At 56.7% G+C, this 14,157-nt stretch carries 12 protein-coding genes; 6 read left to right on the top strand and 6 right to left on the bottom strand.

Annotation, left to right across the window (positions count from 1 at the left end; all coding sequences use genetic code 11):
- Positions 1-866, top strand: an 866-nt coding sequence (locus E1297_RS15645) for an MFS transporter (protein ID WP_155139803.1), incomplete at its 5' end; no start/stop codon positions are given.
- Positions 867-1,154: 288 nt separating this feature from the next.
- Entirely contained in the window at positions 1,155-2,228 is a 1,074-nt protein-coding gene (locus E1297_RS15650) for a fatty acid desaturase (RefSeq protein ID WP_155139805.1), read from the top strand.
- A gap of 151 nt (positions 2,229-2,379) precedes the next feature.
- Here the strand turns inward: E1297_RS15650 and E1297_RS15655 are convergent, their stop codons facing one another.
- Complete coding sequence (locus tag E1297_RS15655) at positions 2,380-3,891, bottom strand: malonyl-CoA synthase (RefSeq protein WP_155139807.1); 1,512 nt, start codon at positions 3,889-3,891, stop codon at positions 2,380-2,382.
- A gap of 15 nt (positions 3,892-3,906) precedes the next feature.
- On the bottom strand, positions 3,907-5,268 hold the full coding sequence (locus tag E1297_RS15660) for a malonyl-CoA decarboxylase (protein WP_155139810.1): 1,362 nt from the start codon (positions 5,266-5,268) through the stop codon (positions 3,907-3,909).
- A gap of 411 nt (positions 5,269-5,679) precedes the next feature.
- Between E1297_RS15660 and E1297_RS15665 the strand changes: the two genes are divergently transcribed.
- Together E1297_RS15665 and E1297_RS15670 are read left to right on the top strand one after the other, a co-directional pair.
- Positions 5,680-6,372, top strand: a complete 693-nt coding sequence (locus tag E1297_RS15665; RefSeq protein ID WP_155139812.1) for a GntR family transcriptional regulator — start codon at positions 5,680-5,682, stop codon at positions 6,370-6,372.
- A 231-nt stretch (positions 6,373-6,603) separates the two neighbouring features.
- Positions 6,604-7,257, top strand: a complete 654-nt coding sequence (locus tag E1297_RS15670; RefSeq protein ID WP_155139814.1) for a hemolysin III family protein — start codon at positions 6,604-6,606, stop codon at positions 7,255-7,257.
- A 90-nt stretch (positions 7,258-7,347) separates the two neighbouring features.
- On the opposite strand, the gene E1297_RS15675 is transcribed toward E1297_RS15670, so the two are convergent.
- On the bottom strand, positions 7,348-8,061 hold the full coding sequence (locus tag E1297_RS15675; protein WP_155139816.1) for a L,D-transpeptidase: 714 nt from the start codon (positions 8,059-8,061) through the stop codon (positions 7,348-7,350).
- Between the two features lie 165 nt (positions 8,062-8,226).
- Here E1297_RS15675 and E1297_RS15680 point away from each other — a divergent pair, with 165 nt between their 5' ends.
- On the top strand, positions 8,227-9,288 hold the full coding sequence (locus E1297_RS15680) for a dipeptidase (RefSeq protein ID WP_155139817.1): 1,062 nt from the start codon (positions 8,227-8,229) through the stop codon (positions 9,286-9,288).
- Between the two features lie 330 nt (positions 9,289-9,618).
- Positions 9,619-10,359 carry a GntR family transcriptional regulator gene (locus E1297_RS15685; protein ID WP_155139819.1) on the top strand — a complete coding sequence of 247 codons (741 nt, stop codon included), beginning with the start codon at positions 9,619-9,621 and terminating at the stop codon, positions 10,357-10,359.
- 55 nt (positions 10,360-10,414) lie between these two features.
- Here the strand turns inward: E1297_RS15685 and E1297_RS15690 are convergent, their stop codons facing one another.
- The 3 genes from E1297_RS15690 to oppB are packed head-to-tail and all read right to left on the bottom strand — an operon-like array spanning position 10,415 to position 14,111.
- A complete protein-coding gene (locus E1297_RS15690; RefSeq protein ID WP_155139821.1) occupies positions 10,415-12,034 on the bottom strand; it encodes an ABC transporter ATP-binding protein in 1,620 nt (539 codons plus the stop codon).
- Between the two features lie 14 nt (positions 12,035-12,048).
- The gene (locus E1297_RS15695) at positions 12,049-13,176 is read right to left on the bottom strand and encodes an ABC transporter permease subunit (protein WP_368669578.1); all 1,128 of its coding nucleotides are present in this window, start codon (positions 13,174-13,176) and stop codon (positions 12,049-12,051) included.
- Between the two features lie 11 nt (positions 13,177-13,187).
- The gene (gene oppB, locus E1297_RS15700; protein ID WP_155139825.1) at positions 13,188-14,111 is read right to left on the bottom strand and encodes an oligopeptide ABC transporter permease OppB; all 924 of its coding nucleotides are present in this window, start codon (positions 14,109-14,111) and stop codon (positions 13,188-13,190) included.
- Positions 14,112-14,157 lie beyond the last annotated feature (46 nt).

Below are 14,157 nucleotides of genomic sequence, written 5' to 3' on the forward strand. Positions count from 1 at the left end.
TTTCCTGGCGCTGGATCTTCTGGATCAACCTGCCGATCGTGCTTGTCGGCCTTTCGGTCGTCATGGCCCTGTGGCGGGATCCCCCGGTCAAGGCGGAGCGCACGAAGATCGACAAGACCGGCCTGATCTTGGGCTTGCTCGGACTGACAGCATTGGTGTTTGGCCTGATGGAAGGTTCTGGCTACGGCTGGCGGTCACCGGTTATTGCAGGTTCTCTGCTGTTCGGACTGACCGGATTAATTGCCTTCAATTACTATGAAGCCCGCCATCCCGGCCCCTTGATCGACACAACCCTTTTCCGGAATCCCGCTTTCACGGCAAGCCTGCTGAATTTCATGGTGACCCAGGTCAGCAAGTTCGTGGTCGCCGTGTTCTTGCCCTTGTATCTGCAAAACAAGCTGGGCTTTTCCCCCTTCTATGCGGGACTGGGGATCGTCATTGCCGTTCTTCCGTTTCCAGTTCTGTCGGTTCTGGCCGGATCGGCTGCTGACAAATACGGGTCCCGCCCGCCCGTTTTATGGGGTCTGACCGCAACGGCCATCGCCACGGCAGCGATTGGTGCCGTCCTTTCACTCAACACCTACCTTTTCCTCGTACCTGCCCTTCTGGTCTGGGGATTGACCATGCCCTATGCGATGATCCCGAACACACGTGTTGCGATGAACACGGTCCCACTCGACAAGCAGGGCGAAGTCAGTGGTGTCATCATGACAATCCGGCTTCTCGGCGGGACGATTGGGGTGACCCTCGGGAGCGTCTTGCTATCGCTTGGCATCGGCTACACCGCGATTTTTTTTGCCGCCGCCGCAATGCTTCTGGCAGCGTTTGCATTCAGCCTGCCGTTTTTTGATCGAAAGACGTCCTGAACACCCACTGGCAATCAACAGTGGCAGAATACAGGGTCACCAGCCTAGACACCATCGCTTCCGTACTTACGAACATTTCTGAGCTGCACGTTATCAAATACAACCAAAGAACGAACAAATATAAACACAACCAAAATTAAACATCCAAATTAACGATTTCTTACAATATTGAATTACTTCGGGCAATACTATAACCACACCAACAAAAGTAATTTACTTTCAGAAATGAAAGCACTTGTTTTTAGACAGCACCGACTTTGAACAGTGCTTGCAGCTCGGGAACGGTAAATGTTGGCAACACCGGAAAAGCAACGTGAACCGGATCTGCAAAAAGATCTTACGGTCAGGCAGATTGCAAAAGCAGACGGATGGAACAGACTGCGAGGCAGCAAGACCGCCATCGATATTACCGCAACGTTCGGACTGATTGCTGCATGCATTGCAGGTGTCGTTTTGACGCCATATTTTCTGATCGTGAATGTACTGGTTATGCCGCCGTTGATCATGCGGTTGTTTTCCATGGGACATGAAGCATCCCACGCTCTGATTTCACGCAACCGCACTTTCAATGATTTTATCGGGCTGATTGCCCATGGCGCGATTTTGATGCCCTTTTACGGCTGGCGGGCCGGGCATCTCAGCCATCACATGAACAACGATCATCCAACCAAGGAAGAATATGGTCCGGCCTCCGCTTTGAAGCTGTTCGAGCTCCGGTCAGCAAAAAGCAACCAGACAAACGATCAAGCCACTATCAAAACCGCCCTCATTAAACTGGCAAGGCTTAGTTGGAAAAACGTCCTTTACGACCTTGGCTTTTGGAGATCCCACACCGCTCGAAAGGGCATCTTGAGGCGTCATTTCAAAGACAAAAGGGCAGAGGTCCTGAACATTGTATTTCCGGCACTTTTTTGGACCCTTTATGTGGTGCTGACCATTTTGTATCCGCTATATGCACTCGCAGGAATATGGATACCGATGGTCCTCGGCCACAGCCTGATCGGAATTCTCGGGTTTCTAAATCATCAGGATGTCGAAAACCGCGTTTCCTTCCGGTTTGAGAGCACCAAGGAAGCGGCCGCCCACGAGACGATTGACGTGGACTACGGTCCCCTCAACTGGTTTACCATGGGCATTGGGGATGAGCACACAATGCATCACATGCTTCCGCAAGTTCCGTGGTATAATCTGAGGAAGCTTCGAAAGAATGCCGAAGATCATGGCTGCCGGATCGACAGGCGCAAGGCGCCTGCCAAAGCATGGACAGTGATGTGGAACATCCTGCAGGCCCAATACCACGTCCAACGCGTCAAGGACGGATACAAGGTCATTCGCTCCAGAAAACATCAACCTGCCGAATAGTTGAACGGGCGATCACAAGCAACGGCCAAACTGGACTCCGGCGAATTTTCGAGCGACATACCGATCGGTATCGCGTTTGAATTCACTCGTCAAACGAACCAATCAGCGTAGACATCGCTGGTCAACGCCACTGCATCAGGCAAACCGCGTATCAGGAGAAATCGCCCCTGTAGCGATCTCTGAGGACGTTTTTCTGGATCTTGCCCATGGTATTACGTGGTAAGGCGTCAACGACGTGCACCTTCTTTGGTTGTTTGAACTTCGCAAGACTGCCAGCCAGCGCGCCGCGAACATTCTCCGGTGTGACAATGTCCCCCGGCTTCGCCGCCAAAACGGCAACCACACCTTCTCCGAAGTCCGGATGCGGCACACCAATCACGGCACACTCCCCAACGCCCGGAAGTTCGTCGATCAACGCCTCAACCTCCGCGGGGTAAACATTGAACCCGCCCGAGATGATCAGATCCTTGTCACGCCCGACAATGGAAACATATCCGCGTTCATCGATACGTCCCATGTCTCCGGTGACGAAATAGCCGTCGCTTCGGAACTCTTCTTCCGTCTTCTCCGGCATGCGCCAATAACCCTTGAAAACATTCGCGCCCTTCACTTCGATCACGCCGACATCGCCGTCCGGAACGGGATGCCCGGTCTGGGGGTCGACGATCCGCAAGCCAACACCGGGCAGCGGAAAGCCGACCGTGCCGGCCCGCCGCTCGCCCTCATAGGGATTGGACGTGTTCATGTTGGTTTCAGTCATGCCGTAACGTTCAAGAATGGCATGTCCTGTGCGTTCCCGAAACTCCCGGTGCACCTCTGCCGACAAGGGGGCCGACCCGGAAATGAACAGCCGCATTTGGCTGACAAGCTCCTTGTCAAAAGCCTTAGATCCCAGCAAGCGAATGTAGAAAGTCGGAACCCCCATCATTGCCGTTGCGCGTGGCAGCAGCCTCAGCACCGCATCAAGATCAAACTTAGGCAAAAACAACAGGGAGCCACCTGCCATAAGGGTTACATTGGTGGCAACAAACAGTCCGTGGGTGTGAAAGATCGGCAGAGCATGAAGGAGCACATCCTTCCCGGTAAACCGCCAGTAGTCTACAAGCGTTCGGGAATTGGACGCCAGGTTCTCATGGCTCAACATGGCCCCTTTCGACCGGCCGGTCGTGCCGGAGGTATAAAGGATTGCGGCCAGATCGCCCGGGTCACGCGCAGCATCCTCAATTACGGTTGATGCGGTATCGGCAAGCTCGCGCAAACTGCCCTGCCCCTCACCATCGAGCGTAACCAGTTTCGCCCCTGCCCGTTCCGATTGTGTTTGCAGTTCTTCTGCCCTTGACGGGTCGCAGACAAAGACCTTCGGCTCGGCGTCGTTCAGGAAATAGCCAATCTCCGCAGGCGTGTAGGCAGTGTTGAGTGGCAAAAACACTGCCCCCGCACGCACCGTTGCCAGATAAAGCATCAACGCTTCGGGTGTTTTCTCCACCTGCACCGCGACCCGGTCATCGGGCGCAACCCCGAGAGACACAAGCGCATTTGCAAATTGGGCAGAGCGATCCAGAACCTCCTGATAGGTCAGCGTCGCACCGTCAAGGGTTTCCAAGAAAACCTTGTCCGGATCGGAGATACGCGCAAGGATTTCATCAAAAAGATGGTTGGACATGGACAGTCTCTTCAATCAGGTGGCTGCCGGAACGGCTTGCTTGTTGTCGGGAACGCTGCGGGCCTGTTTGGTCACGGCAGAGCTGGCTGCCACCGCACCGGTTGCTGCGAAGGCTTCGTGGTTTTTTTCGATGAACCTCAAGTCATAGAGATAGTTGACCATCAGGCCGTAGGACTGGGCGATCCCGTTGCCAGAAAGATCACCGGGCCAGTTGATACGCTCCAGCCGCGCACCGTTGCCAATGTGAAACCGGGCAACCGGATCCCTCAATCGGCCTTTCCGGTCCCTCTCCCGTGTCAGGTAGTGGGCGCATAGGCTTATCAGAACAGGGTGGAGTGTTTTTGCAAGATCCTCATCCTCCCACCAGCCATCGAGTTCAAGGCGATCCTGCAGATCCGGGGTCAAAAGTGGGCGGGCTGCCCCGTCTTTCGAAGTCAGATCCTGCATGACCCAGCGAACGAACCCGGGAACAGGCGAGAGAGTGACAAACCTCTTGAGGGCTGGCAACTCCCGCTGAAGGTCTTCGACAACCTGCTTGATCAGGAAATTGCCAAAGGAAATCCCGCGCAAACCCTTTTGGCAATTGGAAATCGAATAGAAGACAGCAGTGTTGGCCTTGCTCCCCTCAACCAATTTGCGATCCTTGGCCAGAATTGGCGCAATCGCATCAGGCATCTCTCGCGTGAGAGCGACTTCTACAAAGATCAAGGGATCATCCACCAAGGCAGGATGGAAGAATGCATAGAGCCGCCGGTCTTCCAATCCCGTCCGGCGGCGAAGCTCTTCCCAATCCTCGATCTCGTGGACTGCCTCATACTTTATGATCTTTTCGAGAATAGAGGCCGGTGTCGACCAGTCGATATGTTTCATCACAAGGAAGCCGCGATTGAACCAGGATGAAAACAAGTGCTCGAAATCGCGGTCCACATCCCTGAGGCCCGGATGAAGCGGCAACAAATCGAGCAGGTCCGAACGCATGCGCACCAAGGCCCTTGTTCCCCCTGGCGCCCGGTTCAGACGCCGGATCAGCTCCTGACGCCGGGGCTCGGACACGGTATGAAGCCGCCTGACGATTCCATGATCATCTGGTGTCTCTTCCAGTTCCCGGGCTGCTAGAAGCACCCCGTTGATGTCGGCGCTAAAATCTTCAAGAAGCGCCCGGAAAAACTCCTCCCGTTCGGCAGCGGACAGAGCTTCATACCCCTCAAGGATCTGCGCTGCAAAGGCGACGCCCGAAGCCTCCCCCCGTCCGGACAGCAGTGCCTCACATAGCTCGACCAACGGCATATCGGTCTTGCGTCCGATCCGCGTCGTTAGAAGTGCCCGCCCCTGCTCGGAAATCGATGCCAGAAGCTCTCCGAAAAAACTGGTATTCATGATGCTAGGCTCATCAACAAATCAGGCAATATGTGGCCGCCTGGCGAGCGGAACACAGTCTGTCAGTTAGGCCGGAGCGTCCGTCTTGCGGCCGCGAGCTTCGCCCGGAACTTGGACGATCCGTGACGGCTAACCCGTTCGCCCATTCTCACATAGTTAGGCCGTACCGGAGACGACTTCAGTCAAAAAGCTCACCGCGTCCGACCATCACGGATCCGAACACCGGCCTTGCGCCCCCGCTTTCTCCAAGTTTGCATGTTTTCCTCCCTTTGGCCGCCACTTAATTCTTCGCGCAAATACGAAGCTCGCACTTTGAGTGTCATGGCCTGTTGCCAACAAGTGACCACGCTGAACGCATGCAAGTCAACTAATATTGTATACAAAAATATTTCTTTCGTATAACATATTACCATGACACAAACTTCATCGCCTCAAAGACGCGCGGAAACACTCCGTGAAGCGCTTGAAAACGACATCGCAACAGGCGTTTTCCCGGCAGGCCATCGTCTTGACGAAGTTTCCCTCGCAACCCGTTTTGGCGTTTCCAGAACACCGATCCGTGAGGCGCTGATCGAACTGGCGGCTTCCGGCCTGGTCGAAATAAGGCCGAGACGCGGAGCATTTGTCCGTGAGATCAGCCTGCCGCGGCTGGTCGAAATGTTTGAGGTGATGGCAGAGCTGGAAGCAATGTGCGCCCGGCTTGCAGCAAGACGAATAACACCGCACCAACTGCAAGAGCTCGTATTGTCGCATAATGCCTGCAAGGCAGCCATGGCAGCGGGAGATCCGGATGCCTACTACGCTGCCAATCAGCAGTTTCACGATGTCATTTACGCTGCCAGCCACAACGGCTTTCTCATCGAACAGGCAACAACCTTGCGCGACCGGCTACAGGCTTACAGACGGCTCCAGCTCAGGGCACGGAATCGCGTCGGATCGTCCCTGGCCGAGCATGATCTGATTGTCGAAGCCATCAGGGCAGGCGATCCGCAAGCAGCCGATACCGAGATCCGGAACCACATTCTGATACAGGGCGAACGGTTCAATGATTTCGTTGCTCAGATTTCGGCGCAGGACCAAGCCCATGGCCGCTCTGCCGGCTGACTCGCAAGGCCCACATAGAAGCAAATCAAAATTCAATCGGTCGTTGCGTCACGTTCTTGCCCGATATTGGGAGCACGCTTTTCTTCTGATCGGGTGCTGTTTTCGCCCGGCCGCTTTGCGGGTTCCATACACAGCCTTCACAAGGGCCAAAACACGATCGTCATTATTACATCAATCAATATGAGTATCCATTTCGAGTAAACACCCTCCAATACGCAGGTTTAGCGAACCATGTATCGAGTTGAATCTCTTGCCGAAAAAGTCGCGGACGGTACGATCCACGTGGTCGGCATCAGCTTGGGAATCGCTGCGGTCATTACGTTTGCGGTGGTCTTGTGGGGAACACCGGATATTGGCCGCGTGGTGAGCGTATTTCTCTATGCCGGCACGCTCATGGCGATGCTTGTCTGCTCCGCACTTTACAACATGCTTGGGCGGGATCACGAGGCTGGTGTCTTGCGACGGCTGGACCATGCGGCAATCTTCCTCCTGATCGCGGGGACCTACACGCCGTTGGCTGCAATGATCATAGGTGGATGGACCGGCAGCATCCTGCTGACAATCGTTTGGGTGGGGGCCCTGACGGGCGCCACGCTCAAACTGCTCAATATGAAACATGTCGACCGGGTGACCGTTCCGCTTTGCCTTGCGCTCGGATGGGTTGTCGTGTTCGCCTACAAGCCCCTACTGGACCATGCGACCCTCTTCGGATTTGTCATGATCCTTGCCGGGGGGCTGCTCTATACAATCGGCACCATTTTCTATTCCTGGAAAAAATTGCCGTTTCAGAATGCCATCTGGCACGCTTTCGTGCTTTCGGCCGCAATTTGCCACTTTACAGCAGTCCTCTATGAGGTCGCGCTGCCTTCGGGTGTCATCACCTAACCCGAGCGGACCACGTCCCCAAGTGATGATAAACACCAAGAAACACCGGCACGTCCACCGGTGTTGTTGACATGAAGGCAGGATGGTGGGTCAGGCGGTTGCCTGATCTTCGGTCAGAACAATGACCTTGGTGCGCAAGGGGACACGTTCAAACAGGTCGATGGCATCCTGATGCCACATCCGGATGCAGCCGCTCGAGACGCTTTTTCCGATGCTCGACGGATCGTTTGTGCCGTGAATCCGGTAAAGCGTGTCGACACTGCCCTGCCAGAGGTCCATCGCACGCGCGCCGAGCGGATTCTTGAGCCCCGCCGGGTATCCCTTTTCCCAGTACCGCTCCAGAGACGGCTTGCGGGCGATCATCTCCCGTGGAGGCCGCCAGATCGGGTGCTCGCGCTTGACCCGGATCAGAGCATCGCCGGACCATGCGAACCCCGCGCGGCCAACGCCGATCCCGTACCGCAGCGCCTTCTTGTTGCTCAGCGTCCAGTAGAGGTAGTTATTATAGGGATCGACAATAATGGTCCCCGGCTTTTCCCCGGAGCGGTAATCCACGACCTGACGCCAGTATCTTTGATCGAAGTCCTGATAATTGATCGCGGGCCACGTAAACTCGCCATCAGGTAGTTCGGCATACGCCAAGGCATAATCGAATTCCTCATCCGGCAAGGGGGGCTGGCCCGGCAAGCCAACGGTGTAACACCCGGCCAACGGCACAGCCAAGGCAACTGCGCCGAATTTCAGGATCGACCGGCGGCTGATCCTGCGGGCCTGCGCCAAGGGGTCGTATTCGTCGTTTGCCATGCAATCCCAACATCACACTAGAAATCTTTCATTTGTTCATGAAGAATTAGAGGATGAGTGACAACCCCCCCACCGCAGAAACGCCATGATTGTGCTTTTTCGATCACCGTGATTTGACTGGCACCTGTCCCTTTTTCCCGATTTCCGAACCGAAGGCGCCGACATTTGGCTGACACCTTTCCCCTGATCCCCGTGTTCGACGGGCACAATGATGTCTTGCTCAAGCTGGAGCTGGAAGCCCGCACCACCGGAGAACGCTGCTTCTTCGCACAGTCCGACAAAGGGCACATCGATCTCCCGCGAGCCCGCGCGGGCGGCCTTGCCGGCGGGATTTTCGCAATGTTTGTCCCGTCCAACCCGACCCAGGATTTTTCAAAGCCGTTCAACCCCAAAGACCCGGCAAACTATGCTCCGGTGGAACAGGGAGAAGCGCTTGCCTTCACCCTGAAACTGGCAAAGCGCGCTTATCAACTCGAGCGTCAATCCGAAGGCGCGATCAGGATATGCCGGTCTGCCGATGACATCGAGGAAGCTGTCGATGCCGGACAACTGGCCGTTTCGCTTCACATTGAAGGCGCCGAGGCAATTGATGAAGATCTCGATGCCCTGGAAACCCTTTATGCCGCCGGACTGCGCTCCATCGGACCGGTTTGGAGCCGGCCCAATATATTCGCTGAAGGTGTTCCGATGGCCTTTCCGTCAAGCCCTGATATTGGCGGCGGCCTGACCGGAGCCGGCCGGTCGCTCGTGCGGGCATGCAACCAGATGGGTATTCTGGTGGATGTTTCCCATCTGAATGAACGCGGTTTCTGGGATGTTGCGCAAGTGAGCGATGCTCCTCTTGTCGCCAGCCACTCAAACGCCCACGCGCTTTGTGCCAGCGCCAGAAACCTGACCGACAAGCAGCTTGACGCCATCCGCGCAACGAACGGACTTGTCGGGATCAACTTTCATACAAGTTTTCTGCGCAAAGATGGCGGCTTTTCGCGCGACACACCTCTTGATACGGTCGTGGCACATGCGCGCCATCTGGTCGAGCGGCTCGGCGAAGACAAGGTCGGTCTGGGCTCAGATTTCGACGGCTGTATACCGCCCTCGGATTTGAGGGACGTTGCCCGGCTTCCCAACTTGATCAACGCGTTCAGAGCAGGCGGCTTCGACGAAAATACCATCCGCAAAATGGCATTTGGCAATTGGTTGCGCGTTCTCCGGCTCACACAATCGTAACCGAGCGTACAGACCTCTCAAATTTGTGAACGTTTCTCAGTATTTTCTGAAAGTTTCAGGTCGCGCAATTCCGCAAATTGGCACACTCTTGAATAAGGCACTGTTTGAAACTCTAACAAGGTCCTGAAATTTTGCGAGCCGTCTGACTGCTCCGGAGTTTGAAAAGCCAAAAACAATCGCTCACTCCCGTCTGGTCAGTCTCAAAATCGCATGCCCCATTGACCGGCTTCAAATGCAAAATGGCCGGCACAAGAAAAGTCTGAAGCAGCCTGACGTCTCGCCGCTTCGTTTTCGAAATCGCTGTACACGTTTGAAGAGACACGCTGAACGATGTCATTACAACTTGTCGATCTCTCGGAAACGCCTGTTTCCGGAGCCCCGCAAAAACCCGCGCGCCGAGCACATGCCATTTACATGTCTCTTCAGGAGCGCATTCTGACAGGTGATCTCACGCCTGAAAGCCCGCTCACGGAGCAGGCGCTTGCCCAGGAATTCGGATGTTCACAGGGAACCATCCGGGAAGCGCTGCTATCCCTCAGGGAAGACGGACTTGTGGTCCGCCAGGGATATCAGGGCACCTTCGTGACCCGGACGAACAACACCGAAGCGATCGTCCTGTTGCGCCTTCGCCGCGATATCGAACTGGCTGCCGTCGAGAGACTGATCGAAAGAGCAAGGCCCGGCGACATAAAGGACCTGAGGCTCCTGGCACAGGCCTATGACACCGCACGGCAAAACCGCCAAATCTACGCAACATCCCAGGCCGATCTTGCACTTCATATGGCCATGAGCGAGCTGGCCGGCATTCCGATCCTCGCACCGATCCTGCGCCGGACGATACTGCAACTGCATCGCTTTATCATAACCCGCCACCTGAACGACCTGAACTGGCTCGGACACATTGATGCGTCCCATCAGGCAATTCTGGACGCAATCGCGGACAAGGACCGGGAGCGTGCACGCCACCTCGCGGCGCAACACGTGATTTCAAACACGATCCAGATCAAAAGGGAGATCCAGGAAAAGGTTTTTGCGCCGGTTTCCAGGGAAATGCCTGAGCGCGTGGAATAAAAAACGGCGGGCTTTTCGGGCCCGCCATTTCTGTTCACTTCGAACAGTTGTTCGTTCAGGCGCTTTCGCGTGCCTGTTGCTGTGTGAGCATGGCCGCACCGATCAACTCGCGTGTGTAGTCGCTTTGCGGATCGTCGAAGATCTGAGCCGTGCTGCCAGCCTCAACGACCTTGCCGCGCTGCATCACCATCACCGTATCGGCAATGGCGCGCACCACCGCCAAGTCGTGGCTGATGAAAACGTAGGTCAGGTCGTAGCGCTTCTGCAGGTCCTTGAGCAAATCGACGATCTGCTTCTGGATCGTGCGGTCCAAGGCCGATGTCGGCTCGTCGAGCACCACCACGTCTGGCTTGAGCACCATCGTCCGCGCAATCGCGATGCGCTGACGCTGGCCGCCGGAGAACTCGTGCGGGTAGCGATTGCGCATGGCCGGATCCAGAGACACCTCTTCCAGCGCCTTGCATGCCCTTGCATCACGCTCCTTGGCCGACAAGGACGGCTCGTGAACCAGAAGACCTTCGGAAATGATCTGGCCGACAGTCATGCGCGGGCTGAGCGACCCGAACGGATCCTGAAACACCAGCTGCAGGTTCTTGCGCAAGGGCTGCATCTGGGACCGGTTCTTGCCCGAAATCTGCTGCCCGTTGAAAACGACCCGCCCTTTGGACGGCAACAGGTTCAAGACCGCGCGGCCAAGGGTAGACTTGCCCGAGCCGCTTTCGCCCACCACGCCGAGGGTCTGCCCCTTGCGCAAGGCAAAGCTGACATCGTCGACCGCCCGCAGAATGTGTTGCGGCTTCAAGAACCCGCTGTCGAGCGCAAACTCGACTTCCATCTTCTGGGCCTGCAGCACCAGCGGTTGCGTCGTCGGGACCGGTCCCTTGGAGCCGGTCGGCTCCGCATCCAGCAGCATGCGGGTATAGGGATGTTCGGGCGCGCCGAAGATCTTGGCGGTTTCCCCCTGCTCGACCACTTCGCCGGTTTTCATCACATAAACGCGATCGGCGATCCGGCGCACGATCCCGAGATCATGGGTGATGAAGATCACCGCCATCCCGAGGCGCTTTTGCAGATCGGCCATCAGATCGAGGATCTGCGCCTGTGTGGTCACGTCCAGTGCCGTGGTCGGCTCGTCGGCAATCAGAACGTCCGGATCGTTGGCAAGCGACATGGCGATCATCACGCGCTGACGCTGTCCGCCTGACATTTCGTGCGGAAACGCCTTCAGCTTGCGCTCCGGCTCCGGAATGTTGACGAGCTTCAACAGTTCGAGCGCCCTCGCCTCGGCCTGCTTCCAGCTGAGGCCACCATGAACGACCATCGGCTCGGAGAGCTGCCGGCCAACGGTATAGAGCGGATCGAGCGAGGTCATCGGCTCTTGGAAGATCATGGTAATCTTCTTGCCGCGGACCTTGTTCAGCTTGCCGACCGACAGGCCGAGAATGTTGTTTCCGGCATAGTCGACAGTGCCGCCGGTACGGCCATTTGAGGCCAGAAGCCCCATGGCCGCCATCATGGTCTGGCTCTTGCCCGAGCCGCTTTCGCCCACGATTGCAACGGTTTCACCGCGCTTGACATTGATGTTGACGCCACGCACCGCCTTGACCGTGCCGGTCGGCGTGTCGAAATCGACCGTAAGGTTGCGGATATCGAGAACAGCTTTGTTGTCTGACATGATCTTGTCTCCCCTCACCGGTCTTTCGGATCCAGAGCATCGCGCAGGCCGTCGCCGATGAAGTTCAGCGCAAACAGTGTCGATGTCAGGAAGATGGACGGGAAGATCAGCATCCAGGCCGCCCCTTGCAGGTTGCGGGCACCCTCGGAAATGAGCACACCCCAACTGGTCATCGGCTCCTGAATCCCGAGCCCCAGAAACGACAGGAAGCTTTCCAAAAGAATGACCTTCGGCACCAGAAGCGTCATGTAGACCACCACCGGGCCAAGCGTGTTCGGCACGATATGCCGCCGGATGATGCCGCGATCCGGCACACCCATGGCTTCAGCTGCCTGCACATATTCCTGGCGCTTGATGGTCAGTGTCTGGCCGCGCACAATTCGGGCCATGTCGAGCCATTCCACCGCGCCGACGGCTATGAACATCAGCACGAAGTTCCGACCAAAGAACACCACCAGCATGATCACGAAGAAGATGAAGGGCAGTGAGTAGAGAATATCGACCACGCGCATCATCATCTGGTCGGCCCGGCCACCGAGATAGCCACTGGTCGCCCCGTAAAGAACACCGATCGTGATCGCGACAACGGTTGCCAGAAGGCCGATGGTCAAAGACACGCGGCCCGCGATGAAGGTCCGGGTCATCAGGTCACGTCCATTGGAGTCCGTGCCGAAATAGAAGTGCTTGTAGTCGATGTCGGCGGTCATGGTCGCCGACTTGTTATCGTTCGAGAAGCCGGACAGCGCAGCGTTCTTGAACAGGTCGCTGCGGTCAATGTAGCGCACGGTGCGCGGGTCAATCGCACGGCGTGAAGTCACTTGCGCGATCACCTGATCACCGGCCCGCTCATAGGAGTCGATGGTCACACGAGCCCGCTTTGCCAGCGCTTCAAAGGCCGGCTGCACCTGATCGGCGCGCGGATAGGCCTCCAGGCTTGCCGGAACCTTGACGTAATCCCGGTAAACGGCATCGTAGTCATGCGGCGACAGCCATGGCCCGACAATGGACAGGACCGTGATCACCGCCAGCACGATCATGCTGCCGACGGCCGCGCGGTTGGCAAGGAGACGGTCGCGGGCGTCGTCCCATAGGGACCGGCCCTTTGCCGGTGCCGCGATTTCAGTTGGATAAGTGGTAGACACGGGGGCTCTCCTCAGTCGTAGCGCACACGCGGATCAAGCAGCGCATAAAGCAGATCCACGACCAGGTTGAACACAATCACGAAACAGGCCACGACCACGACGGTTCCCATCACCAGGGTGTAATCGCGGTTGAGTGCGCCTTGCACGAAGTAGCGGCCAATTCCGGGAATGCCGAAAATGGTTTCCACGACGACCGACCCGGTCAGGAGTGCGGCGGCAGCCGGACCCAGATAGGAAACGACCGGCAAAACCGCGCCGCGAAGGGCATGAACCACGACGACCAGATAGGAGGATAGTCCGTAAGCACGCGCTGTACGCACATGATTGGAGCGCAGGGCCTCGATCATCGAGCCACGCGTGAGGCGGGCAACAACGGCAATCTGCGGCAGCGCCAGAGTGACGACCGGCAGGACCTTGTTCAGGAAGGCGCCATTGCCCCATCCGCCAACAGGCAGCCAGCCAAGCCAGACCCCGAGGATCAGCGTCAGGACCGGAGCCACAACAAAGTTCGGAATGGTCACCCCAAGAGTTGCTGCAGCCATGACCGAGTAGTCGCCCGGGCCGTTTTGCCGAAGGGCTGCAAACACGCCCATCATGCCGCCAACAACCAGTGCCAGCGCCAATGCGGACGCACCGAGCTGGATCGAAATCGGCAAGCTTTGCGCGAACAATTCGTTGATCGAGAAATCGCGCAGATAGAAACTCGGACCGAAATCGAGAACCGCGACATTCTTCAGATACAGAACATACTGCATCCAGAGCGGCTCATCGAGATGATAGATCTTGTTCAGGTTTTCCATCACCTTGGCTTCCAACGGCCGTTCCAGATCGAACGGGCCACCCGGAGCGATCCGGATCAGGAAGAATGAAATGGTAACGATCAAAAACAGGGTCGGGATTGCACTGAGCAACCGCCCAATCACATAACGCAGCATGAGGACATCCTCGCATTTTTGGATGGCGGTCTGACGCCGCCTTGCG

Source organism: Roseibium sp. RKSG952, from assembly GCF_009711355.1.

What these genes read in the sequence shown, in the direction of transcription:
- E1297_RS15650 (WP_155139805.1), top strand. Translation starts at nt 1,155, where the DNA reads ATGTTGGCAACACCGGAAAAGCAACGTGAACCGGATCTGCAAAAAGAT.
- E1297_RS15655 (WP_155139807.1), bottom strand. Translation starts at nt 3,891, where the DNA reads ATGTCCAACCATCTTTTTGATGAAATCCTTGCGCGTATCTCCGATCCG.
- E1297_RS15660 (WP_155139810.1), bottom strand. Translation starts at nt 5,268, where the DNA reads ATGAATACCAGTTTTTTCGGAGAGCTTCTGGCATCGATTTCCGAGCAG.
- E1297_RS15665 (WP_155139812.1), top strand. Translation starts at nt 5,680, where the DNA reads ATGACACAAACTTCATCGCCTCAAAGACGCGCGGAAACACTCCGTGAA.
- E1297_RS15670 (WP_155139814.1), top strand. Translation starts at nt 6,604, where the DNA reads ATGTATCGAGTTGAATCTCTTGCCGAAAAAGTCGCGGACGGTACGATC.
- E1297_RS15675 (WP_155139816.1), bottom strand. Translation starts at nt 8,061, where the DNA reads ATGGCAAACGACGAATACGACCCCTTGGCGCAGGCCCGCAGGATCAGC.
- E1297_RS15685 (WP_155139819.1), top strand. Translation starts at nt 9,619, where the DNA reads ATGTCATTACAACTTGTCGATCTCTCGGAAACGCCTGTTTCCGGAGCC.
- E1297_RS15690 (WP_155139821.1), bottom strand. Translation starts at nt 12,034, where the DNA reads ATGTCAGACAACAAAGCTGTTCTCGATATCCGCAACCTTACGGTCGAT.
- oppB (WP_155139825.1), bottom strand. Translation starts at nt 14,111, where the DNA reads ATGCTGCGTTATGTGATTGGGCGGTTGCTCAGTGCAATCCCGACCCTG.